Origin of the sequence: Actinomadura vinacea (assembly GCF_039532545.1) — a bacterium.
Classification (GTDB): Bacteria; Actinomycetota; Actinomycetes; order Streptosporangiales; family Streptosporangiaceae; genus Spirillospora; species Spirillospora vinacea.
On sequence record NZ_BAAARW010000046.1, the window covers coordinates 87,335 to 109,041 of the forward strand.

At 72.3% G+C, this 21,707-nt stretch carries 26 protein-coding genes; 11 read left to right on the top strand and 15 right to left on the bottom strand.

Annotation, left to right across the window (positions count from 1 at the left end; all coding sequences use genetic code 11):
• Positions 1 to 179: 179 nt before the first annotated feature.
• Positions 180 to 2,372 carry an ATP-dependent DNA helicase RecG gene (gene recG, locus ABD340_RS45575; RefSeq protein WP_344598145.1) on the bottom strand — a complete coding sequence of 731 codons (2,193 nt, stop codon included), beginning with the start codon at positions 2,370 to 2,372 and terminating at the stop codon, positions 180 to 182.
• Positions 2,373 to 2,417: 45 nt separating this feature from the next.
• Positions 2,418 to 4,037, bottom strand: coding sequence for a DAK2 domain-containing protein (locus ABD340_RS45580; RefSeq protein WP_344598146.1), 1,620 nt, complete (start codon positions 4,035 to 4,037; stop codon positions 2,418 to 2,420).
• Between the two features lie 269 nt (positions 4,038 to 4,306).
• Between ABD340_RS45580 and rpmB the strand changes: the two genes are divergently transcribed.
• Positions 4,307 to 4,501: a 50S ribosomal protein L28 gene (gene rpmB / locus ABD340_RS45585; protein WP_026341916.1), complete on the top strand. Its 195-nt coding sequence runs from the start codon at positions 4,307 to 4,309 to the stop codon at positions 4,499 to 4,501.
• Between the two features lie 80 nt (positions 4,502 to 4,581).
• Here the strand turns inward: rpmB and thiD are convergent, their stop codons facing one another.
• The 3 genes from thiD to ABD340_RS45600 all read right to left on the bottom strand — a co-directional run bounded on the left by thiD (position 4,582) and on the right by ABD340_RS45600 (position 7,162).
• Positions 4,582 to 5,400 (bottom strand): bifunctional hydroxymethylpyrimidine kinase/phosphomethylpyrimidine kinase, encoded by an 819-nt coding sequence (thiD, locus tag ABD340_RS45590; RefSeq protein ID WP_344598150.1) that lies wholly within the window; start codon positions 5,398 to 5,400, stop codon positions 4,582 to 4,584.
• Between the two features lie 41 nt (positions 5,401 to 5,441).
• Positions 5,442 to 6,032 carry a cellulose binding domain-containing protein gene (locus ABD340_RS45595; protein ID WP_344598152.1) on the bottom strand — a complete coding sequence of 197 codons (591 nt, stop codon included), beginning with the start codon at positions 6,030 to 6,032 and terminating at the stop codon, positions 5,442 to 5,444.
• A gap of 209 nt (positions 6,033 to 6,241) precedes the next feature.
• Positions 6,242 to 7,162, bottom strand: coding sequence for a thiamine-phosphate kinase (locus ABD340_RS45600; RefSeq protein WP_344598154.1), 921 nt, complete (start codon positions 7,160 to 7,162; stop codon positions 6,242 to 6,244).
• A 161-nt stretch (positions 7,163 to 7,323) separates the two neighbouring features.
• On the opposite strand from ABD340_RS45600, the gene ABD340_RS45605 reads away from it, so the two are divergent.
• Both ABD340_RS45605 and ABD340_RS45610 read left to right on the top strand, forming a co-directional pair.
• Positions 7,324 to 7,557: an Lrp/AsnC family transcriptional regulator gene (locus ABD340_RS45605; protein WP_131758312.1), complete on the top strand. Its 234-nt coding sequence runs from the start codon at positions 7,324 to 7,326 to the stop codon at positions 7,555 to 7,557.
• A gap of 13 nt (positions 7,558 to 7,570) precedes the next feature.
• Positions 7,571 to 8,035 (top strand): DUF3515 domain-containing protein, encoded by a 465-nt coding sequence (locus tag ABD340_RS45610; protein WP_344598157.1) that lies wholly within the window; start codon positions 7,571 to 7,573, stop codon positions 8,033 to 8,035.
• An 18-nt stretch (positions 8,036 to 8,053) separates the two neighbouring features.
• Here ABD340_RS45610 and ABD340_RS45615 read toward each other — a convergent pair whose 3' ends face one another.
• Genes ABD340_RS45615 through ABD340_RS45640 form a run of 6 tightly spaced genes read right to left on the bottom strand, consistent with a single transcriptional unit; the run spans position 8,054 to position 14,328 of the window.
• Positions 8,054 to 8,764, bottom strand: a complete 711-nt coding sequence (locus ABD340_RS45615) for a substrate-binding periplasmic protein (RefSeq protein ID WP_344598159.1) — start codon at positions 8,762 to 8,764, stop codon at positions 8,054 to 8,056.
• Positions 8,761 to 10,158, bottom strand: a complete 1,398-nt coding sequence (locus tag ABD340_RS45620) for a glutamine synthetase family protein (RefSeq protein WP_344598161.1) — start codon at positions 10,156 to 10,158, stop codon at positions 8,761 to 8,763. Before ABD340_RS45620 ends, ABD340_RS45615 begins: the two co-directional genes overlap by 4 nt.
• Positions 10,159 to 10,188: 30 nt before the next feature.
• On the bottom strand, positions 10,189 to 11,427 hold the full coding sequence (locus tag ABD340_RS45625; RefSeq protein WP_344598163.1) for an NAD(P)/FAD-dependent oxidoreductase: 1,239 nt from the start codon (positions 11,425 to 11,427) through the stop codon (positions 10,189 to 10,191).
• A 1-nt stretch (position 11,428) separates the two neighbouring features.
• A complete protein-coding gene (locus ABD340_RS45630; protein WP_344598165.1) occupies positions 11,429 to 11,617 on the bottom strand; it encodes a ferredoxin in 189 nt (62 codons plus the stop codon).
• Positions 11,614 to 12,816, bottom strand: coding sequence for a cytochrome P450 (locus ABD340_RS45635; protein ID WP_344598166.1), 1,203 nt, complete (start codon positions 12,814 to 12,816; stop codon positions 11,614 to 11,616). Before ABD340_RS45635 ends, ABD340_RS45630 begins: the two co-directional genes overlap by 4 nt.
• 9 nt (positions 12,817 to 12,825) lie before the next feature.
• Positions 12,826 to 14,328: an APC family permease gene (locus ABD340_RS45640; protein ID WP_344598168.1), complete on the bottom strand. Its 1,503-nt coding sequence runs from the start codon at positions 14,326 to 14,328 to the stop codon at positions 12,826 to 12,828.
• 249 nt (positions 14,329 to 14,577) lie between these two features.
• Between ABD340_RS45640 and ABD340_RS45645 the strand changes: the two genes are divergently transcribed.
• Together ABD340_RS45645 and ABD340_RS45650 are read left to right on the top strand one after the other, a co-directional pair.
• On the top strand, positions 14,578 to 15,345 hold the full coding sequence (locus ABD340_RS45645; protein ID WP_344598170.1) for a FadR/GntR family transcriptional regulator: 768 nt from the start codon (positions 14,578 to 14,580) through the stop codon (positions 15,343 to 15,345).
• A gap of 37 nt (positions 15,346 to 15,382) precedes the next feature.
• On the top strand, positions 15,383 to 16,093 hold the full coding sequence (locus ABD340_RS45650; RefSeq protein ID WP_344598172.1) for a cache domain-containing protein: 711 nt from the start codon (positions 15,383 to 15,385) through the stop codon (positions 16,091 to 16,093).
• Here ABD340_RS45650 and ABD340_RS45655 read toward each other — a convergent pair.
• Positions 16,075 to 16,509 carry an ATP-binding protein gene (locus ABD340_RS45655; RefSeq protein ID WP_344598173.1) on the bottom strand — a complete coding sequence of 145 codons (435 nt, stop codon included), beginning with the start codon at positions 16,507 to 16,509 and terminating at the stop codon, positions 16,075 to 16,077. The two genes, ABD340_RS45650 and ABD340_RS45655, sit on opposite strands and share 19 nt — an antisense overlap.
• Positions 16,510 to 16,651: 142 nt before the next feature.
• On the opposite strand from ABD340_RS45655, the gene ABD340_RS45660 reads away from it, so the two are divergent.
• From ABD340_RS45660 to ABD340_RS45680, 5 genes are all read left to right on the top strand, one after another.
• Entirely contained in the window at positions 16,652 to 17,479 is an 828-nt protein-coding gene (locus tag ABD340_RS45660; protein WP_344598175.1) for a helix-turn-helix domain-containing protein, read from the top strand.
• Positions 17,476 to 17,664: a DUF397 domain-containing protein gene (locus ABD340_RS45665; RefSeq protein WP_344598176.1), complete on the top strand. Its 189-nt coding sequence runs from the start codon at positions 17,476 to 17,478 to the stop codon at positions 17,662 to 17,664. The genes ABD340_RS45660 and ABD340_RS45665 overlap by 4 nt, the downstream gene beginning before the upstream one ends.
• 379 nt (positions 17,665 to 18,043) lie before the next feature.
• Positions 18,044 to 18,295 carry a hypothetical protein gene (locus ABD340_RS45670; RefSeq protein ID WP_344598178.1) on the top strand — a complete coding sequence of 84 codons (252 nt, stop codon included), beginning with the start codon at positions 18,044 to 18,046 and terminating at the stop codon, positions 18,293 to 18,295.
• Positions 18,279 to 18,479 (top strand): hypothetical protein, encoded by a 201-nt coding sequence (locus ABD340_RS45675; protein WP_344598180.1) that lies wholly within the window; start codon positions 18,279 to 18,281, stop codon positions 18,477 to 18,479. The genes ABD340_RS45670 and ABD340_RS45675 overlap by 17 nt, the downstream gene beginning before the upstream one ends.
• Before the next feature lie 61 nt (positions 18,480 to 18,540).
• Complete coding sequence (locus tag ABD340_RS45680) at positions 18,541 to 18,819, top strand: hypothetical protein (RefSeq protein WP_344598182.1); 279 nt, start codon at positions 18,541 to 18,543, stop codon at positions 18,817 to 18,819.
• 55 nt (positions 18,820 to 18,874) lie between these two features.
• On the opposite strand, the gene ABD340_RS45685 is transcribed toward ABD340_RS45680, so the two are convergent.
• Together ABD340_RS45685 and ABD340_RS45690 are read right to left on the bottom strand one after the other, a co-directional pair.
• On the bottom strand, positions 18,875 to 19,660 hold the full coding sequence (locus tag ABD340_RS45685; RefSeq protein WP_344598183.1) for a hypothetical protein: 786 nt from the start codon (positions 19,658 to 19,660) through the stop codon (positions 18,875 to 18,877).
• Positions 19,657 to 20,577, bottom strand: a complete 921-nt coding sequence (locus ABD340_RS45690; protein ID WP_344598185.1) for an ATP-binding cassette domain-containing protein — start codon at positions 20,575 to 20,577, stop codon at positions 19,657 to 19,659. The genes ABD340_RS45685 and ABD340_RS45690 overlap by 4 nt, the downstream gene beginning before the upstream one ends.
• 109 nt (positions 20,578 to 20,686) lie before the next feature.
• Between ABD340_RS45690 and ABD340_RS45695 the strand changes: the two genes are divergently transcribed.
• The gene (locus ABD340_RS45695) at positions 20,687 to 21,316 is read left to right on the top strand and encodes a LysE family translocator (RefSeq protein WP_344598187.1); all 630 of its coding nucleotides are present in this window, start codon (positions 20,687 to 20,689) and stop codon (positions 21,314 to 21,316) included.
• A gap of 11 nt (positions 21,317 to 21,327) precedes the next feature.
• On the opposite strand, the gene ABD340_RS45700 is transcribed toward ABD340_RS45695, so the two are convergent.
• Positions 21,328 to 21,707: UDP binding domain-containing protein (locus tag ABD340_RS45700; RefSeq protein ID WP_344598188.1), on the bottom strand; the 380-nt coding region annotated here is incomplete at its 5' end.

Consider the following 21,707-nt stretch of genomic DNA (forward strand, 5'->3'; position numbering starts at 1 on the left):
CGTCCCGATTCCGGAGTCCATTGTTCCAGCGACTGAACGGCCCCGCGCCGCACGTGCACGCCGCGGGCGCGCGGCACGGCGGCCGGCGGCCGGACGGCCAGCGCGAACGCGGCACGGCACCGCGTCCGCCGGCCCGAATGTGCGATGGAGATCACTATTGGGTCTCGGCGAGGAGGCGTTCAGGTCTTTTCCAGGAAACCTGTGCGTTCCTCGTCGAGCAGTGCGGCCAGCTCGGCCGCCAGCCCCGGGTGGCCGGCCAGGTCGGGGTCGGCCTCGACCAGCGCGGTGGCCTCGTCCCGGGCCTGCCGGATCACGTCCTCGTCCCGCTGCAGCGTCAGCAGCCGCAGGCTGGACGAGCGGCCCGCCTGGCTCGCCCCGAGCACATCCCCCTCCCGGCGCTGCTCCAGGTCGAGCCGGGACAGCTTGAAGCCGTCGGTGGTCGAGGCGACCGCGTCCAGCCGCTCGCGCGCCTTGCTCGCCGGCTCGGCGTCGGTGACCAGCAGGCACAGCCCCGGCAGCGTGCCCCGGCCGACCCGGCCGCGCAGCTGGTGGAGCTGCGAGACCCCGAACCGGTCCGCGTCCATGATCACCATCGCGGTGGCGTTGGGCACGTCCACCCCGACCTCGATCACCGTGGTGGCCAGCAGGACGTCCAGCTCGCCCGCCGCGAACCGGCGCATCACCGCGTCCTTCTCGTCCGGGTGCAGCTTGCCGTGCAGCACCCCGAGCCGCAGGCCCGCCAGCAGCTCCTCCAGGCGCGGCAGCAGCTCCATGATCCCCAGCGGGGAGCGCCGGTCGCCGTCGTCGGACGGCTCGCGCACGTCGCCCTCGTCGCCCTCCTGCTCGCCGATCCGCGGGCACACGATGTAGACCTGCCGGCCCCGCCCGGCCTCCTCCTTGATCCGCTCCCAGGTGCGGGCCAGGAAGGCGGGCTTCTCCGGCGGCACCACATGCGTGCTGATCTCCGCGCGCCCGGCCGGCAGCTGGCCCAGCACCGAGGTCTCCAGGTCGCCGAAGACGGTCATCGCGACCGTGCGCGGGATGGGCGTGGCGGTCATGACCAGCACGTGCGGCCGCCCGCCCGCCACCTTCTCGCGCAGCGCGTCGCGCTGCTCCACGCCGAACCGGTGCTGCTCGTCCACCACGACCAGGCCGAGGTCGGCGAACTGGACGTGGTCTTCGAGCAGCGCGTGCGTGCCGACCACGATCCCGGCCGCCCCGGACGCGGCCTCCAGCAGCGTCGCCTTGCGCGCCTTCGCCCCCTGCGAGCCGGTGAGCAGGACCACCCGGGTCGCGTTGTCGGCGCCGCCGAGCTGCCCGGCCTGGGCCAGCTCGCCGAGCATCCCGGTGATCGAACGGTAGTGCTGCTGGGCGAGCACCTCGGTCGGCGCCAGCAGCGCCGCCTGCCCGCCCCCGTCGACCACCTGCAGCATCGCCCGCAACGCGACCACCGTTTTACCGGCCCCGACGTCGCCCTGGAGGAGGCGGTGCATGGGGTGTTCCAGGGCGAGGTCGCCGGCGATCTCGCGGCCGACCTCGCGCTGGCCCGAGGTCAGGTCGAACGGCAGCCGGGCGTCGAAGCCGTCGAGCAGGCCGCCCTCGACCAGGGGGCGGGCCTTGGCCGGCAACGCGGCGGCGGCCCTCCGCCGCTGCGCCAGCGCGACCTGCAGCACGAACGCCTCGTCCCACTTCAGGCGCTTGCGGGCGCGGCCCAGCTCCTCCCACGACGCGGGACGGTGGATGCCTTCGTACGCCTCGCGCAGCCCGATGAAGCCGTGCCTGCGGAGGGTCGGCTCCGGCATCGGGTCGGCGCCCGGCTCCAGGCCGTCCAGGACGAGGCCGACCGACTTGCCGATCGTCTCGATGTCCAGGCCCTTGGTGGACGGGTAGATCGGGATGATCTCGTCGGCCCACTCCTGCGCGGCCTCCTGGCCCGCCCGGTCCGGGACGACCTTGTACTGCGGGTGGGCGAGCTGCCGCTGCCCCCGGCCGCTGCGCGGCCGATAGGTGCTGATCTTGCCCGCGAACAGGCCGCGGGTGCCCGGTGACAGGTCCTTCTCCGGCCGGTAGGAGCCCTTGCGCCCGAAGAAGCTGAGCTTCAGCTCGCCGGTTCCGTCGGTGACGGTGATCTCCAGGACGTAGCCCGGGCTGCGGCTGAGCGTGCGGCCCTGCACCTTGACCACCTCGGCCATGACCGTGACGTGCTCGCCGTCCGCCAGCTCGCTCAGCGGGGTCAGCTCGCCCCGGTGCGCGTACCGGCGCGGGTAGTGGTGCAGCAGGTCGCCGACCGTGTGCAGGTCGAGCCCCTTGGCCAGCACCTTGGCGGTCCTGTCCCCCAGCACCTTGTGCAACGGCTCGTCGAGTTTCGCCACGTCGCCCTTTCTACCGCGCGCCACCGACCCTATGCGCGGGTCCGGTCATTCGACGCCGATGAGGAGCGGGTAACGGACCTGGCCGCCGTCGTACACGCCGACCTCCACGTCCGGGTGCCGCCCGCGCAGGTGCCCCTCCAGCTCGCCGGCGAGGCCGGCGGGCGCGTACGCGCCCGAGATCAGCGTCACCAGCTCGCCGCCGCCCGACAGCATCCGGTCCAGGAGCTGCCGGGCCACCTCGCCGGGACGCGCGCCGATCACGGCGACATCGCCTTCGATCAGCCCCAGGACGTCGCCCTGGCGGCACAGCCCGACGCTGGTGACGGCCTCCTCCGCGGCCACCTCCAGATGCCCGGAGCGGGTGGCGCCCGCGGCCCGGGTCATCGCGATCACGTCCTCGCCGAACCGGCGCAGCGGATCGTGCACCGCCAGCGCGGCCAGGCCCTGCACCGACGCCCGGGTCGGCAGCACGGCGACGCTCGCCCCGGTGTCGCGGGCCCGCTCGGCCGCCGCCGCCGCGACCGCGACCGCCTCGGGCCCGTTCGGCAGCACGGCCACCTCGTCCCCGGCGGCCAGGATCGCCTCGGCCAGCACGGCCGGCGGCGGCACGCGGCCGGGCTCGTGCCGCACGACGTGGGCGCCGGCGCCCTCGAACAGCGCGGCCAGCCCGTCCGCGGCCGTGACCGCCACCACCGCGCGGCCCGCGCAGGGCGGCTGCGGCCGCTGCCCGCTCCCGGCCGCGTGCAGGTAGGTCACCCGGATGCGGTGCGGGCGGCCCGCCTCCAGCCCCGCCTCGATGGCCGCCCCGGCGTCGTCGACGTGGACGTGCACGTTCCACAGGCCGTCCCCGCCGACCACGACGAGCGAGTCGCCGAGGCCGTCCAGGACCTCGCGCAGGCCGGGGACGGACTCGTCGCGGGCGTCCAGCAGGTACATGACCTCGTAGCCGGGGCCCGCGGGCTCGGCCCTGGCCCGCCGGTCCCGGGCCGGCGCCTCGCCCGCCGTCCGCGCGGGCACCTCGTACCGCTCCGGGTATTCCTCGGTGAGGACGGCGGCCAGGGCGTCCAGCACCACGCACAGGCCCGCGGCACCCGCGTCCACGACGCCGCTGCGCGCCAGCACCTCCAGCTGGCCGGTGGTGCGGCGCAGTGCCTGCCGTGCCGCGGACGCCGCGGCCCGGGCCACCTCTGCCGGGCCCTTCCCGCCGCTCTCCGGCGGATCCGTCTCCGCGGTCGCCCCGGCGGCCGCCTCCAGGACGGTGAGGATCGTGCCCTCGACCGGACGTTCCACCGCGTTCCCGGCCAGGACGGAGGCGTAACCGAGGGCCTCGGCGAACGCCACGCCGTCCGCCGCCGCCCCGGAGCGGCCGACGGTCTCGGCGAGCCCGCGGAAGAACTGGCTGAGGATCACCCCGGAGTTGCCGCGGGCGCCCACGAGGGCCCCCTGGGTCAGCGCCCGCCAGGTCTCCTCCGTCCCGGCGGCCGCGGGCAGGGCGGCCACCGCGTCGGCCGCCGCGAGGACGGTGAGATGCAGGTTGGTGCCGGTGTCGCCGTCGGGTACGGGGAACACGTTGAGCGCGTCGATCTCCGCCCGGGTGCGGCCGAGCGCCTCCGCCGCGAGCCTGCTCCACCGCCGTACCGCCGCCCCGTCGAGGACCTCGCCCACATCCAGCTCCGCTCGCCGATCCCGCGCCGCCGCCTTCCGCGGGTACCTCTGTACCGCGCGGAGCGGTCCCAGGGGAACCGGCAGGCCGGGACGCCGCGGAAGGGGTGCGCGCGGGGGGTTGCAAGTGCGAGCCGATTCGCCTAGAGAACGAGCGGTGGGCTAATCTGGGTCTTGCGTTTCTTCCGGAACGCCTTTTGCGCACCCCCAGTGCCCGTCTCGGCACCGCGGGTCGCTCCGGTTCAGAGCATCGACACCACTTGGAGTTACCCGTGGCTTCCGTCTGCGACGTCTGCGGCAAGGGACCCGGTTTCGGCATGCGCGTCTCCCACTCGCACCGCCGCACCCCGCGCCGCTGGAACCCCAACATCCAGCGCGTGCGCGCCGTCGTGAACGGCGGCACCAAGCGGATCAACGCCTGCACCTCGTGCATCAAGGCGGGCAAGGTCGTCAAGCCCACCGTTTGATCAGCACCGTTTGATCAGGCTTTCCGGCCGGCTCATCGGAGTGTCTCCGATGGGCCGGCTTTCTGCGTGCCCGCAGGCGGTCAGGAGGCGCGGTGGCGCCAGTTGTGGTCGACCGGGCCGATTCCGGCGCCCAGCGGGAAGCCCGCGGCGATCGCGCCCGTGACGTACTCCTTGGCCTTGCCGACGGCGGTGGGCACGTCGTCGCCGAACGCCAGGCGCGAGGCGATCGCGGACGCCAGCGTGCATCCGGTGCCGTGGGTGTGCCGGTTGTCGTGCCGGGGCGCGGTGAAGCGGTGCTCGCGCTCGCCGTCGAACAGCAGGTCGGCGGGCTCGCCCGGCAGGTGCCCGCCCTTGATCAGCGCCCACCGGGGGCCGAGCGCCAGGACCGCCTCGGCCGCCTCGCGCAAGCCCGCCTCGTCCACCACCTTGACGCCGGTGAGCTGCTCGACCTCCCACAGGTTGGGGGTGACCACGGTCGCGGTGGGCAGCAGCGCGTGGCGGACCGCGTCCACCGCCTCCTCGGCCAGCAGGGTGTCGCCGTGCTTGGAGACGCCGACCGGGTCGACCACGACCGGCGCGGTGACCCCGGCCAGCACCTCGGCGACGGTCTCGACCAGCGTGCCGGACGCCAGCATGCCGGTCTTGACCGCGTGCACGCCGATGTCGGACAGGACGGAGTCGAGCTGGGCGCGGACCGCCTCGGGGGGCAGTTCCCAGTAGCCCTGGACGCCGAGGGAGTTCTGCGCGGTGACCGCCGCGACGACGCTCATCCCGTGGACGCCGTGGGCGAGCATGGTCTTCAGGTCCGCCTGGATCCCGGCACCGCCGCCGGAGTCGGAGCCGGCGATGGTCAGCACGAGGGGCGGGGCCTGCGCGGGTCGCTGCGTCATGGCGGTCATGGCGCCACCTTAGGACGGAACGGGCCGGACCGGGGGAAGGGTCACACCCGCGCGCAGGGCTGGCTGTTCATCTTGCAGGAGGACGGGCCTCCCGCGACGCCGCGTGCGACGAAGGCGACCTTCACCGACTGGCCGGGCTGGAGGGCGGGTGCGCCGGTGCGGCTGCGGACCCAGCCGAGCTCGCCGGTGCGGACCACGGTGGCGCCGGTGGCGGACAGGATCGTGGCGTTGGGGATGCGGAACGCCATCGCCCACTTCGGCACCGGCCGCTGCCCGCGGTTGGCGATGGTCGCGGTGAACCGGAAGCCGGTGGACGAGCGGCTCACCATGTTGAAGTCGACGACCATGCCGTCGGTCCGCTTGGCGCCGCGGCTGGCCCGGTCGCCGGGGCCGCGCTGGGAGACCTGGCCCTCGCGGGCCTGGTTGGTCGGCTCCTTCGGGGCGCCGCCGGCGAAGTTGAGAGAGATCTGCTGGGTGCTCAGCGCGTACGACACCACTCCGACCGCGAGGACCAGCGCGACGATCGGCAGCAGCGGCATCGGGAGCGTGGACAGCAGCCGCATCGGGGAGCGGCCCGGCGAGTCCCGGGCGGAGCGGGCCGGGTCGGGAGGGCCCTGGTCGGGAGGGCCCATGAAGCCGGGGGGAGGTCCGGGGGGAGGTTCCGCCTCGTCCGGGGGGAACCCGTCCTCGCTTCGGTCAAGCCTGGTGTGTCGTCCCATCCCATCCCTCTTCGATCACAGGATGTATACCAAAACCGCACCAAGCATGCCTACCAGACCGGCAAAGGGATGCGCAGCGGGCCGGCCGCTCCGGCACCGGTTCCTCACCGCCGGGTCCCCTTTCAGTCGCGGAAGTGATCCCACCCCGTGCCCTGGTAGGCACGCCCGTCGACCAGCACGCCCGCACCCTCCGTGACCGTGCCGATGACCGTCCAGGACGGCGGCACCGCGGCCGCGGCCGGGACGGTGGCGGCGAAGCCGTGGTCCTCACCGCCGGTGAGGACGTGGCGAAGACCACCCGGGCCGAGCACCGCCGCCACGGGAACCCGGGCGGTGTCCACCTCTATGCGTACACCGCCTGCCTTGGCGATGTGGCCCAGATCCTGAAGAAGGCCGTCGCTGACGTCCAGGAGGGCGGTGGCGCCCATCGCCCGCGCCTCGGCCCCGGCGGCGTACGGGGGCCGCGGCCGCCGGTGCGCCTCGATCAGCTCGGCGGGCTCGGTGCGGCCGCTCTCGAGCAGTTCCAGGCCGGCCGCGGAGTGGCCGAGCCGTCCCCGCACCGCGACCAGGTCGCCGGGCCGGGCGCCCGCGCGGGTGAGCGGCGGCTCGCCGCCCAGGTCGCCGAGCGCGGTGACCGCCAGAGTGATCAGTGGGGCGGCCACCACGTCGCCGCCCGCCACGCTGGCACCGGTCAGCGCGCACTCCTCGCTCAGCCCCGCGTAGAGCTGCTCGGCCCATTCCACGGGCGTGGCGGGCGGCACGGCCAGCCCGACGAGCAGGACCGTGGGCCGCGCGCCCATGGCGACGACGTCGGCGAGGTTCTGCGCGGCGGCCTTGCAGCCGATCTCGTACGGGCCGGACCAGTCGCGGCGGAAGTGGCGCCCTTCGACGAGCAGGTCGGTGGTGGCCACCACCCGGCCGTCGGGCGCCCGCGCCACCGCCGCGTCGTCGCCCGGGCCCAGCTCCACCGCCGGGCCCTGCGGAAGGCGGTCGGTCAACCGGGTGATCAGCCCGAACTCGCCCAGTTCCCCGATGCTGCTCATCCGCCCCTGTCCTGGTCGCCGCCTGATTCGCCGGATCCGCCGCCGTGCCGGGCGGATCGCCCGCCGCGGCCGTGCGTCCGGCCCGCCCCCGGCGCCCGCCGGGATCCGTAACACGATACGGTGACCGTCCGACGGCTTTTTCTCCGCCCGGGGAGGACGTGATGGTGCAGGCCTACATCCTCATCCAGACCGAAGTGGGCAAGGCGGCCGAGGTGGCCGGCGAGATCGCCGGTATCCCGGGCGTCACCCTGGCGGAGGACGTGACGGGACCCTATGACGTGATCGTCCGAGCGGAGGCGCGCAATGTCGACGAGCTGGGCAAGCTCGTCGTGGCGCAGATCCAGGCGGTCGAAGGGATCACCCGCACGCTCACCTGCCCTATCGTCCACATCTGAGCATTTTCTCCCTGTGCGTTCCCGGTTGCTGCTTCCTGTCCTGGCCGTGCTCCTTCCCGGCGCCCTGCTGGCGGGGTGCGGCGACGGCGCGGTGCGGGTGCCGGTGCCGTCCCCGGACGCGGCGGGAACGCGGCTGTGCGCCGGGCTGCGGCTGCCGGAGCGGGTGCACGGGCAGCCGCGCCGCGACACCTCCCCCGAGTCGCCGCTCACCGCCGCGTGGGGGTCGCCGGCGATCGCGCTGCGCTGCGGGGTGCCGCGGCCTGCGGCGCTGCAACCCGCGTCCCAGCTTGTCACGGTGAACGGGGTCGACTGGTTCGGGCAGCCCGAGGGACGGCCGGTCACGTTCACGGCGGTGTCCCGGCAGGCGTATGTCGAAGTGACCGTCCCGGCCAAGTACAGCCCGCCCGGGGACGTGCTGATCGAGCTGGGCCAGGCGATCTCGGCCACGATCCCGAAGAAGCCCGAAGGGCAGATCTGATCGTTCCCCTCTGATCGTTCAGGCGGTGTCCAAGGGGAAGGGCAGGGCGGGCATCCAGGCCCGCCACGCGTTCTCCAGGCGGCCGTCGGCGATGACGGCGGCCAGGGCGCGGTCCAGTTCGGCCAGGAGTCCGGGACGGTCCTTGGCCACGGCCACGCCCCACCGGTTGCCCGTCGGGACGGTGAAGGCCACCTCGAAGTCGGGATCCTCGGCCAGCGGGACGAACACCACGTCGTCGTCCACCACCGCGTCCACCTCGCCGGCGCGGAGGGCGGCCAGCATGTCGCCGAAGACGTCGTCGGTCTCGCCGCCGAAGGCGACGGTGACCGCGCCGTCGAACGTCTCGGCCAGCGCCATGTTCGTGCTGCCCTCGATCGCCGCCACCCGCCGCCCGCGCAGGCCGTCCGGCCCGGTGACCCCGGCGCCGCGCCGCACCAGCACCGACTCGTTGAAGATCGCGTACGGGCGGGTGAAGTCGACCTGGCGGAGCCGGGACTCGGTGATGCCCTGGCCGCACCAGACCGCGTCGACCTCGTGCGCGTCCAGCGCCGGGACGAACCGGGCCCACGGCGTGAACACCCATTCCAGCGGGCGGCCCAGCACCTCGGCGACCAGCGCGGCCGCGTCGGGCTCGTAGCCGTGCCGGGCCGTCCCGTCCGGGCTGCGCGAGAACAGCGGCGGCGCCTCGGCGTCGATGCAGGCCAGGCGCAGCGGCGCGGCGTTCGTCACGGCAGGTGCTCGGTGTACATCTCGTACTCCCAGTCGGTGATGTGGCCGCAGAAGCGGGCCCATTCGTCCCGTTTGAGCGCCAGGTAGAGGTCGGCCATCTCGTCCGGGAAGGTCGAGCGGACGACCGCGTCCGCCTCGAAGGCGTCGAGCGCGTCGGTGAGCGTGAGCGGGAGGGGCTCGAATTTCGACGGGGCCGAGTCGTAGCTGCTGCCGGACTGCGGCGGGCCGGGGTCGATGGCGTGGTCGAGGCCGTCCTTGATCGCGGAGATCAGCGCGGCGTGCGAGAGGTAGGGGTTGACGCTCGCGTCGGGCAGCTTGCACTCCAGCCGCCCGTTGGCCGACAGCCGCACCGTGCACGTCTTGTTGTCCATGCCCCAGTTGATCTGGGACGGGGCGAACTGGCCCGCGTCCCAGTAGCGCTTGTAGGAGTTCACCGTGGGCCCCAGCAGCGCCATCATCCCGGCGGAGTGGCTCAGGATCCCGCCGACGGCGTGCTTGCCCATGTCCGTGAGGTGCATCTCCGTCACCTCCGGATCGGCCAGCACGTTCACGGCGTCGTCCCCTCGGCCGCGCCACAGGCTGAGGTTGTGGTGGCAGCCGTTGCCCATGACGCCCGCCTTCGGCTTGGGCATGAAGCTGGCGGTGACGCCCAGCTCCCGCGCCACCTGCCGGCAGATCTGCCGGTACGTGACGAGGCGGTCGGCGGTCGTGTCGGCGTCGTCGAACATCCAGTTCAGCTCCAGCTGCCCCGGGTCCTCGTAGTCGCCCTCGATCATGTCCAGGCCCAGCGCCTGCGCGTACCGGATCACCCGCTGGAAGACCGGGCGCATCACCTCCAGGCTGTCGACGTGGTACGACGGGCTCGACCCGGGCTTGACGTGCACCTCCAGGCCGGGGCCCGTCCAGGTCATCTCCGGTTCGCAGCCGCTGCGCAGCCGCAGCCCGGTCGCCTCGGCGAACGCCGCGTGCACGCGCCGCAGGTTGGAGCGCGCGTCGGTGGCCAGCGGCCGGCCGCCGACCCCGGGACGGTGGCCCGGCTCGTACACCCGGCAGAAGAACCGGCCGACGGTGGTGTCCCACGGCAGCACGACGAAGGTCTCGGGGTCGGGCATCGCGGTGAACTCGGCGGCCTCGGTGCCGCCGCCGAGCAGCGCGCCGAACCGGTCGACCTGGAGGTCGGACATCGCGGTGCGGTGCAGGTTGACGCCGCGTTCGAGGTTGCGGCGCAGGTGCCGGGCCGGGACGACCTTGCCCACGACCCGCCCGGTCAGCGACACGGTCTGGTAGTAGACGAACTCGACCCCGGCCTCCTCGACCCGCGCGGTCAGCTCGCGTATCGCGGCGTCGTCGGCGTTGCTTTCCTTGTGCTCGTCGAGAGCCGTCTTGGTGGGCATCGGGAAACCTTCCCTGAGGGGTTGTGGGGGTCAGGCCGGGGTGAGGGCACCGGTCACCAGCTCGCGGTAGCGGCGGTGCTCGGAGGCGGGTATGCCGACGAGCACGACCCCGACCATCTGCCGGTCGCGGTAGTAGGCCATCGCGACGCCGCCGGTCAGCGCCCGCGGATGGTCGAGGCCGCCGTCGAGCAGCTCGCAGCGGGTGCCGAGCCCGGGAGCGCCGTAGCCCTGCACGCGCACGCCGTACTGGTCGCTCCAGAACGACGGCAGCGGGGTGAACCGGCTGTCGTCCTGCGGCCGGACGCCGAGGTGCGAGGCCAGCGTCGCCGCCGCGCGCCTGGCCGTGTCGTTGGGGACGCACCAGTGCTCGACCCGCCGCGGGACGTCGTCGTAGCGCGGGTTGGGGAAGCGCGCGACGTCGCCCACGGCGACCACGCCGGGCAGCCCCTCCACCCTCAGCTGGTTGTCGCAGAGCGCGCCGTCGTGCAGGTCGAGCCCGTTGCCCTGCAGCCATTCGACGTTGGGACGGGATCCGATCGACTCGATCACCAGGTCGGCGGGGACGGTGGTCCCGTCGTCGAGGACGGCGGCGGCGACCCGCTCGCACGGCCCGTCCGACAGCAGCTCGGAGACGATCCGGCCGGTGATGAACCGGACGCCCCGGTCCTGGTGGAGCAGCCGGAGCACGCGTCCCAGCTCGGGGCCGAGGGCGCGTTCCATCGGTTCGTGGCACGGTTCGACGACGGTGACCTCGCAGCCGGCGAGCCGGGCGGTGGCGGCGACCTCGCAGCCGATGAACCCGCCCCCGACGACGACCACGGCGCGGCCGGGGACCAGCAGTTCGCGCAGCGCGAGCGCGTCGTCCAGGGTGCGCAGCACGTGCCGGCCGAACTCGGGCCCGGGGATGACCGCGCGCCGCGGCCGCAGCCCGCTGGCCACCACCAGCCCGTCGTAGGCGAGGTCGGTGCCGTCGGCCAGCGTCAGCGTGCGGGCGCCCAGCGCGGCCTGCGCGACCGGGGTGCCGAGCCGCCAGGTGACGTCCTCGACGCTCTTGCGGCGCCGGAACACCGTCGCGGCGTGCGCCTCGGCCACCCCGCCCCGCCCGATCCCGCCCGCGAGCAGTTCCTTCGACAGCGGCGGCCGGTTGTAGGGGAGGTGGTCCTCCGCCCCCACGACGGTGATCGCCCGGTCCCATCCGGCCGCCCGCAGCTGCTCGGCGGTGCGCAGCCCCGCCATCCCGGCCCCGACGACTACGACATGTCCGGCCATCTCAGCCTTCGATCAGGATCGCCTGGACGGGGCACACGTCGACGGCGTCCTCGACGTCGTCGCGCAGCGAATCACCCGGCGAGCCGTCGTACTCCAGCTTGCCGTCCTCGTTGATCTGGAAGACGTCAGGTGCGGCGATGGCGCACTGACCGTGGTCCTGGCATACGTCCAGGTCGACGGCGACCTTCATGCGGGGAGCTCCTTCTGGCGGGGCGGGGTGAACGCGATGGGCAGGGTGATCGGGCCGGTGTTGCCGCTGAGCGGCAGGGAGCGGACCTCGCCGCCGGGGCGCGGGTCGCGCATCCGGCGGGCCAGCAGCGGGAGCGCCTCGCTCATGTCGCAGCGGGCGACGAAGTGGCCGAGGCAGTGGTGGGCGCCGCCGCCGAACCCGAAGTGCGGGGGACGCTCGGCGGTGATGTCGAACGACTCGTCCGGGACGGCGCGCGGGTCGGTCCCCGCGGACTCGGTGAACAGGTGCACGGTGGTGCCGCCGGCGATGTCCAGGCCCTGGAAGGTGAAGTCCTCCAGGGCCTCCCGGGTCACCCAGGTCGTGGTCGGGTTGACCCGCATGACCTCCTCGACCGCGGCGCCGCCCAGTTCGGGACGCTCGCCGAGCAGCGCCCACTGGCCGGGATGCCGCATGAACGTCTGCATGGCCAGGCCGAGCTGGTTGCGGGTGGTGTCGAACCCACCGAAGATCAGCAGGATCATCGAGTCGCGCAGCTCGGCGCGGCTGAGCCGGTCCCGGTCGCGTTCGGCCTGGACGAGCCGGGTGACGAAGTCGTCGCGCGGTTCCCGCAGCCGGTCGTCGATCAGCTCGTCCACGTAGCCGTACAGGCTGTCCAGCGCGGCCTCGATCCTCGGCAGGTCGGCGGCGATGGTGACGCCCATGACCAGCCCGATCGCGGCGGAGTCGCGGGCGATGACCGGCCATTCCGGTTCGGGCAGCCCGAGCATGATCGCGATGACCCGGGCGGCGTACGGCTCGGCGAACTCGGTGACGAACTCGCACCGGTCCGGCTCGGCGAAGGAGTCGATCAGCTCTTCGGCCAGCGCCCGGAACCGCGGTACCAGCCCGCTGATCAGGCGGCGGGAGAACGCGGGGTTCATCAGGCGGCGCAGCCGGTGGTGGTCCTCGCCCTCCTTGTTGAGCACCCAGTTGGACCACCACTCGGCGAACGGGCCCGCGGTGATGCCGTGGTGCTCGGGCCACTTGACGCTGCCCTGGCGCAGTTTGGGGTGCTTGAGGAGCCGGCTGACCTCGTCGTACCGCAGGACGGCGATGCCGTAGTTGGTGCGGGCGTACCAGCCGTCCTCGCGGGCCCGGCGCACCTCGTCCGACTGGACGGAGAAGGCGGGGTCGGCGATGTTGAAGTAGGTCTCGCGCATGGCCTCCTCCTAGGGGGTCGCGAGGGAGTCGGCGGGAATCTTGCGGGGCGAGGCGGGGATCGCGTCACCGGCGGGCGCGTCGCCGCGGCCGTAGTGGCGGGTGACGGCCATGTACACCAGGCCCAGGACGATCACGACCGTGCCGGAGAGCGGGACGATGTAGTCGTCGTACCAGGGCGCCTCCGGCGTCCGCGGCCAGGACATGTTGACGATCGCGGCGACGCCGTACACCAGCGCGGCGACGTTGACCGCCGCGCCCCAGCGGCCCAGGGTGAACGGGCCCGCGGGCTTCCAGCCGCGCAGCCGGGCCCGCAGCGCGGCCAGCACGATCATCTGGAAGGCCAGGTAGATGCCCAGCGACGCGAACGAGATGATCTTGGTGAGCGCGTCCGCGGAGACCTTGGAGCCGATCACCAGCAGCGCGGGCAGCACGGCGGCCAGCAGCAGCGCGTACGGCGGGACGTGCCGCGCGGCCGAGAACCGGGCCAGCACCCGACTGCCGACGATCATGTCGTCCCGGGCGTAGGCGTAGGTCAGCCGGCTGGCCGCGGCCTGCAGGCTCATCGCGCACGACACGAACGAGATCAGCACGATGCCGAGGATCACCTTGACCGCGCCGGAGCCGAACGCCGCGGTCAGCGCGGTGGTCACCGGGTCGGTGTCGCGCTCGGAGATGACCGCGCCGAAGTCGGCGACCGACAGCACCAGGGCGAGGGTGACGAAGGTGGCGGCGGCCCCGCCGACGTAGATCGTCATCCGCATGGCGCGCGGGATCCGGCGGGCCGGGTCGCGGACCTCCTCGGCCACGTCGCCGCACGCCTCGAAGCCGAAGAACTGGAAGATGCCGATCAGCGAGGCGGCCAGGAACGCCGCCGCGTACGAGCCGCCCGCGCCGGTGCCCTGACCGTCGAAGAAGACCCCGAGGCCGTGGTGCCGCTCGGTCGCCAGCAGCCAGACCCCGACGGCGAGCGCGCCCAGCAGCTCGGCGGCGAAGCCGATGATCGCGGCCAGTGCCAGCCAGCGGGTGCCGGACAGGTTGATCACGGTGGCGACCGCCAGCACGACCAGCGCGCACACGATCGTGGTGGTGACGGTCGGCCGGTACCCGAGCAGCGCGGCCGCGTACGGCCCGGCGCTGTAGGTGACGCTGGCGATCGTGGTCAGCAGCGCGAACAGGTAGATCCAGCCGCTCATCCAGGCCCACCGGCGGCCCCACAGCCGCCGCGCCCACGGGTAGATGCCGCCGCTGACCGGGTACTGCGAGACGATCTCGCCGAACACCAGCGCGACCAGCAGCTGGCCGATCCCGGCGATGACGAACGCCCAGATCATCGGCGGGCCCGCGGTGGCCAGCGAGAAGGCGAACAGCGCGTACACGCCGACGACCGGGGAAAGGTAGGTGAAGCCGAGCGAGAAGTTGGCCCACAGGCTCATGTCGCGCTTGAAGTGCGACTCGTACCCGAGGGCGGCCAGCCGCGCGTCGTCGGCGGCGGCTTCGCTTGTGGTGGACACCAGGGTCCTCCCTTATCGGCGGCGGGTTGCGCGTGCCGACAGGGAGGGCGGAACCCCGACGGCCACGCGGCGGACGGTCGATGTAGGCCGGACGGCCCGGTGGCCCGGAATCCGGCCTGCGAAACTGACGGTCGGCGATGCCACTGCTGAGAGCCCCGGGTACCCTCAGGCCGAAAAGATATGGCGCCAGATATTTTATGGCAAGGGGCCCGGCGAGATCGCTTCGCCCGAGCACGTGGAGGGAGAACGATGCCCGCACCGGACGCGTCCGCGACCGCCCGGCTCGCCGTCTTCGCGCCCCTGGAGAACCTCGGCCGGGCGGAGACGATCAGCCGCCGGCTGGCCGACGCCATCTCGCTGGGCCTGCTGGCCGACGGCGAGCAGCTGCCCAGCGAGCCGGAGCTGGCCGCCATGCTGGGCGTCGCGACGGTGACGGTCCGGGAGGCGCTCAGCGAACTGCGCGAGCAGGGCCTCATCGTCACCCGGCGCGGCCGCGGCGGCGGCAGCTTCGTGCGCACCCCCGAGCAGGAGCAGACCGCCGGGCATCTGCGCCGCCGGCTGCGCGACCTCACCGTCGCCGACCTGCGCGACCTCGGCGACCACTACTCCGCGCTGGCCGCCGGCGCCGCGCTGCTGGCCGCCGACCGCGCCTCCCCCGACGACCTGGACCGGCTCGGCGAGGCCGCCGCGGCGTTCGCGGACGCCGCCGGCATCGAACGCCGGCACCACACCGACGGCCGCTTCCACGTCGAGGTGGCCGCGGCCGCCCAGTCCGCCCGGCTCACCCGCGAGGAGATCCGGATGCAGACCGAGATCGGCCCGCTGCTGTGGCTGCCCGGCGCCGACGCGCACACCCAGCAGCAACTGGACCGGCAGCACCGCGAGATCGTCGCCGCCATCGCCGCCGAGGACGGCGAACGCGCCGCCCGGCTCGCCCGCCGCCACGTCGACGAGGCCATCGAACGGTTGGTGGAACTTCACCTGGGGCTTGTGGCCCCGGTGGATACCGAGCAGTAGGGGATCGCAGGACGCGAAATATAGGAACATGTACCCCGTGCACGAAACCGACGCCCCCGCACACACCGTCGGCCGGGTCTTCGACGCCGTGCTGCGCTCCATCGAGGGGCTCAGCGCGCGGGTGACCGACCTCATCCGCGCGGCGGCCGCCCGGGAAGCCCGTCCCGCGCTCGCGGAACTGGCCCCGCTCCGCCTGGAGATCCTCGGGATCCTGCGCGGGCACGCCCCGCTGGTCACCGGCACCGGCTTCGTCGCCGCACCCGACGTCCTGGCGGACGCACCGCTGTGGCTGGAGTGGTGGGAGTCCGGCGACGCCCCCGAGCGCCTGGTCGTCGACCTCGACCCGGCCAGCCGCGGTTTCTACGACTACACCGAGCGGCCATGGTTCACCGTCCCGCGGCGCACCCGCGGCCCCAACGTGCACGGCCCGTACGTCGACCACCACGGCACCGACCAGTACACCCTGACGATGTCCACGCCCGTCCTGGACGGCGAGGAGTTCCTGGGGATCACCGGGGCGGACCTGTACCTGCGGCGGGTGGAGAAGGCCGTCCTGCCCCTGCTCCCGCGCGGCGCGATCCTGCTGAACGCCCAGGGCAGGGTCGTGATCTCCCGCTCCGCCCGGCACGTGACGGGCGCGCTGCTGCGCCGCCTCGACGTGGACGCGGCCGACCGCGCCCCCGTCGAGGCTCCCGGCGGCACCCTGACCCGCTGCGGCGAACTGCGCCTCTACCTGCTGACGCCCTGACCGAACTCGAACCAGGTGTGCAGCCGCCCGCACTCGGTGAAGTACCCGGCGCGGTCGGCCAGCGTCTCGATCAGCATCACGCCGTAGCCGCTGTCGCGCAGCTCGGCACCGTCCCGCCGGGTCGGCACGGTCGGCCCGCCCTCGTCCACCACCTCGCAGCGCAGCACCCCGCCGGCGGCGAACAGCGTCAGCGTGAACTTGCCCCCGAACCGGGATTCGGAGTGGACGACGCTGTTGGTGCACGCCTCGGAGATCAGCAGCTCGGCCGTGTCGGCCCGCTCCCCGTCCCCCAGCACCCCGGAGGCGAACTCCCTGGCCTCCGCGACGCTCTCCGGCACGGCGGCGAGCGTGATGGAGCCGATCACCATCCACCCGCTCACGCGGCCGGCCACCCCCAGGTCGTCTTCCAGGTCCACCCGAGCCATCTCCTCATCCACGGCGGCGCTCGCCCTCCTCGCCCGTTCCCGTCTCCGAACGAGTTGTCCTGGTGTAACAATGACCTCACTGTGAGTGACATGGAAGATTCAAACGGAAACTTGAACCCCCCGGGAGCAACCGATGACCGCCGCGGACACCCTCGACCCGGACGAATCCCTGTGGCACGCCCTCGCCTTCCACCTGCGTTACGAACGCCAGAGGCGCGGCCTCTCCCAGGCCGCCACCGGCGAGATCATGGGCGTCAACAAACACGCGGTTTCGAACATGGAGGCCGGCCGCAACAAGATGACCCACATCCAGGCCGTCCGCCTGGACCGCGCCTGGGACACCGGCGGCCTCTTCGCCCGCCTCCGCCGCTTCGCCAAGCTCATCTACGACCCCGACTGGAGAAGGCGCCTCGATCGCTACCAGCGGGAAGCGGATCAACTCAAGATCTTCTACAACCACCTCATCCCCCTCCCGTTCCAGACGGAGGACTACGGGAGGGGTCTGCTCGGCGCCGGATATGCCGCCGGACTGGTCGATGATCTCGAGGCCGCCGTCGTCAGCCGGATGGACCTGCAAAAGGCCATCCTCCAGCGCCGCCCCAAGCCGGCCCTGATCTGGGCCGTCCTCGACGAGGCCGCTCTGCGCCCCATGGGGCCGCCAGAGGTCATGCAGGCCGCGTACGAACACCTGGTGGAGCTCAGCCTGCTCCCGGACGTATCTCTTCGCGTGCTCCCGATGGACGCCGCACCGCACATCGGCGTGGACGGTTCCTTCTGGTACTTCGATCTGCCAGGTCATCACGTGGCGGCGTTCGCCGGGACAACCCTGAACATCGGGAGCATCATCGACGACAAGCACGAAGCGACGAACGTGGCCATCCGATTCGATCGGATCGCCGCCCGCACCCTGAACGAGGACCAGACTCGCGATCTCCTGACAAGGATGGCCAAAAGCTCATGACGACATGGCGCAAGAGCAGCCACAGCGGCGGCGGCGGCGGAGCCACCGACTGTGTGGAGATGGCACGGCTGGCGGACGGCATCGGCGTCCGCGACAGCAAGAACCCCGCCGGCCCCGTCCTCACCATGGACCGTCGCGTCCTGGACAACCTGCTCGACATCATCAAGTCCCTCCCCACGGGCTGAGTTGGTCGGGGCCGTCCTTGTGATCGGGCGGCGTGGTCTCTGAACTCGCCCTTGTGAGAGTGGACGTGTCGGCGTGCCGAATGAATGCCCCTGTTCGCCCGTTTTCTGGATACGGGCAAATGGGGGCTTTCTGGTGTTATGCACGGGCGCTTGCGGGGCCTCCCATGAAATGGACGGCAAATCTGACCTGGCGTTCATCAGGTAAATGTCCGTGGGTGATCGTGCGAGCAGCGATCAATGTTAAGCAATATTCAGATCAAGCCTGGCAATTTGGCCACCCGTGCATGCATGAACCCCCGCCCTGCGTGCTATTCATAGCCATGCACTGCTTCACGTAGGTGCGAAGAGAACTCTCCGCGGATGAGCTTAGGAGGCTCATATGATGAAGCGACTGGCTGCAGCCGGTGTCGTGACCGCCGCCCTGGGCGGCGTCCTGATGGCGGCCACGCCCGCCATGGCGAACGACGATGACTTCGAGATCAACCAGGAGAAGGTGCTGGAGCTCAACCTGCTCTGCAACATCCCGATCCTGGCCATCCAGAAGGGCGCCGAGTGCGGCGGTTCCAACGCGGTCATCCGGGACGACGACGAGGCGAACGACATCAAGATCCACGGTGGCGGTCACCGCTGACCTGGAGCGCTTGACCGAAAGGCAAGGAGCCGACCGGCTCCTTGCCTTTCACTTTGGCCCGAAGAAGAACGGCACGAAAAAGGTTGTTGATCAAGCACAGGTAGTGCGCGGCAATGATCTGGTCAAGGTCACGATTTTGACCGCTCCGGCGTGCATGAAATGCGGGACGGCGTGTTATTACTAACCGTGCACTACATCAACGTAGGCGCACCCGAAGCACTCTCCACAGAGGCTAGGAGACTCGAATGATGAAGCGACTGGCCGCGGCCGGTGTCGTGACCGCCGCCCTTGGCGGCGTCCTGATGGCGGCGTCGCCCGCTCTGGCGAACGACGACGACTTCGAGATCAACCAGGAGAAGGTGCTGGAGCTCAACGTGCTCTGCAACATCCCGATCCTGGCGGTCCAGAAGGACGGCGCCGAGTGCGGCGGCTCCCAGGCCGTGATCCGCGACAACGACGAGGCCAACGACATCGAGATCAAGACCGAGAACAAGCACCACCACAACCACAAGGGCAAGCGCTGACCCTCGGGTCGGCGCTGAGAGGCAGGAGGCCGTCGGCCTCCTGCCTCTCCCCCTTTCAGGCGTCGCGGCGGCGCAGCACCGCATACCCGGCGACGACCGCGGCGGCCGCCCAGGCCGCGACGATCAGCAGGCCGAGGACGGGCTCGTACGCCTCGGACTCGCCGCGCATGAACGCCGCCCCGGCGATGCCGGGCAGGTAGTCCGCGATCCGTTCGACCGCGGTGATGTCGCTGGCCTGCAGCAGCGCGGGCACCAACATGACGATCAGGAAGATCGCGATCAGGGTGCCGGCGGCGCTGCGCAGCAGAGTGCCGAGCCCGAGCGCGAACACGCTCATCAGCGACAGGTAGCAGCCGATGGCGAGGACGTCGCCGAACCAGCCGGACGCCTCGAAGCCCGCCCAGCGGCCCAGCATCGGGGTGGCGACGGCCGAGCCGAGCACAGCCAGCAGGACTCCGGCCGCTCCCCCGATGACGGCCGCGACCGCCGTCTTGGCCAGCAGCAGGACGCCGCGCCGCGGCACCCACTGGAGGGCGGTGCGGATGGCGCCGCCGGAGTACTCCGCGGTGATCAGCAGCATGGCCAGCCCGATCAGCGCGAACTGGACGACGTCGACGGCCGCCACGGCGATCTCCCCGACCGCGACGACGCCCTTGTCGTCGGACGGGTCGTCGTTGCCGTTGGCGTTGGTGGCGAAGATGGAGAACTGGACGGCTCCCAGCCCCATCAGCCCCGCGCCCGCGAGCAGGCTCCACCAGGTGCTGCGCACCGTCCACGCCTTGGTCCACTCGGCGGCGACGGCGCCGCGCAGGCCACCGCCCCTACTTGCGACGGCGGTCATCGGACGGCCTCCGGGTGCGGCGCGGCGTACTCGACGCTGTCGGCGGTCAGCTCCATGTAGGCCTGTTCGAGGGTGGTGTCCTGCGGGCTGAGCTCGTGCAGCGGGACGCCGAGGCGATGCGCCAGCTCACCGACGGCCTCCGCCCGTGCCCCCGTGACCAGCAGTTCGCCGGGCGCGGTCGGCTCGGCGGTCGCGCCCTCCGCGGCGAGGTGGGCGGCCAGGTCCCGCAGGTGCGGGCCGCGGACCTTCACCCGGTGCGTGGAGCCGCCCGCGAGGATGTCGGCGATCGGCGCGTCGGCGAGCAGCCTGCCCTTGCCGATCACCACCAGGCGGTCGGCGGTCAGCTCCATCTCGCTCATCAGATGGCTGGAGACGAAAACCGTGCGGCCCTCGGCGGCCAGCGACCGCATCAGCTCCCGCACCCAGCGGACGCCGTCGGGGTCCAGCCCGTTCACCGGCTCGTCGAACATCAGCACGCCGGGGTCGCCGAGCAGCGCACCGGCGATGCCGAGCCGCTGGCCCATGCCGAGCGAGTAGACGCCCGCACGCTTGCGCGCCGCGTCGCTGAGCCCGACGGTCGCCAGCACCTCCTCGACCCGGGCGGCGGGGATGCCGTTGCTGCGCGCCATCGCGAGCAGGTGGGCGCGGCCGCTCCGGCCGGGGTGCAGCGCCTTGGCGTCCAGCAGCGCGCCGATCTCGCGCAGCGGGTGCCGGAACTCCTCGTACCGGCGGCCCTTGACCAGCGCGGTGCCCGCGGTGGGACGGTCCAGGCCGAGGATCATGCGCATGGTGGTCGACTTGCCCGCGCCGTTCGGCCCGAGGAACCCGGTCACCAGCCCGGGTTCGATGGTCAGGGTCAGCCCGTGCACGACGGTCGTGCCGCCGTACCGCTTGGTCAACCCGGAAAGATTGATCATGAAGTGTCCCCGTTCGTCGTCTCCCGGAAAGGTAGGGAGGGACGGGCGGCGGGGGCAGTGCGCGATCGTCGTCGATCCACCCTGACTTTCGTCATGAAAAGATCAGCGGATGCCGATCGATCCGCACCTGCTCGCCGTGTTCACGGCGACCACCATCGTCGCCCTGATCACTCCGGGGCCCGACATGCTGTTCGTGCTCGGGTGCGGCGTGCGGGGCGGCGCCCGCGCCGGGCTGCTCGCCACGGTCGGCGTGATCACGGGTGACGCGTTGTACGTCGTCGCGGCCGGCGCCGGGCTCGCCGTGCTGCTGACGGCGTTCCCGGTCGTGTTCACGGTGATACGGATCGCCGGCGCGGTGTACCTGATCTATCTGGGCGTCCAGATGATCCGCCACCGCAAGAACGGCCAGGCCGACGATCCGGCCGCCGGCGGGATGTCGGGTCGGCGCGCCTTCCTCAACGGCGTGGTGTCCTCCATGGCCAACCCGCAGACGTTCACGTTCATGGTCGCCTTCCTGCCCCAGTTCATCGATCCCATGGCGGGGCCCGTCTGGCTGCAGTTCGCCGTCCTCGGCGGCGTCCTGATCGCCCTGGAATTCCTGGCCGACGGAACGGTCGGCGTCCTGGCCGGGCGGATCGGCGGCTGGCTGCGCGGCCGCCAAGCGGTGCGCCGCCGGATCGACGCCGCGACCGGAAGCCTGTTCATCGGCATGGGCGTCACCCTCGCGGCCGAACGCTGACCAGGCTCTCGTCAGAGGGTTTCGATGGTGGGGCGGTGGGTCGCGCGGGTGTGGCCTCGGGCGTCGAAGAGGAGCGAGGCGTGCTCGGCGAGCGTTTCTGGGGCGTACTCCTGATGTCCCGCCAGGACGATGGCCAGGTCGGCTGTCTGTAGTGCGGCGGGCAGGTCGTCGCCGGCGTTGGGGACCGGCTGGTCATCGACGTGCCAGGTGGTGACGTGGGGGTCGTGGTAGGTGAGGTGGGCGCCGAGCCGGGTGAGGCGGCGGGCGATGGGGCGTGCGGGGGATTCGCGTTGGTCGGCGATGTCGGCTTTGTAGGTGACGCCGAGCAGGAGGACGTTGGCGTCTTTGAGTGCGCGTCCTTGCTGGTTGAGGAGTTGTTGGGCGCGCTCCA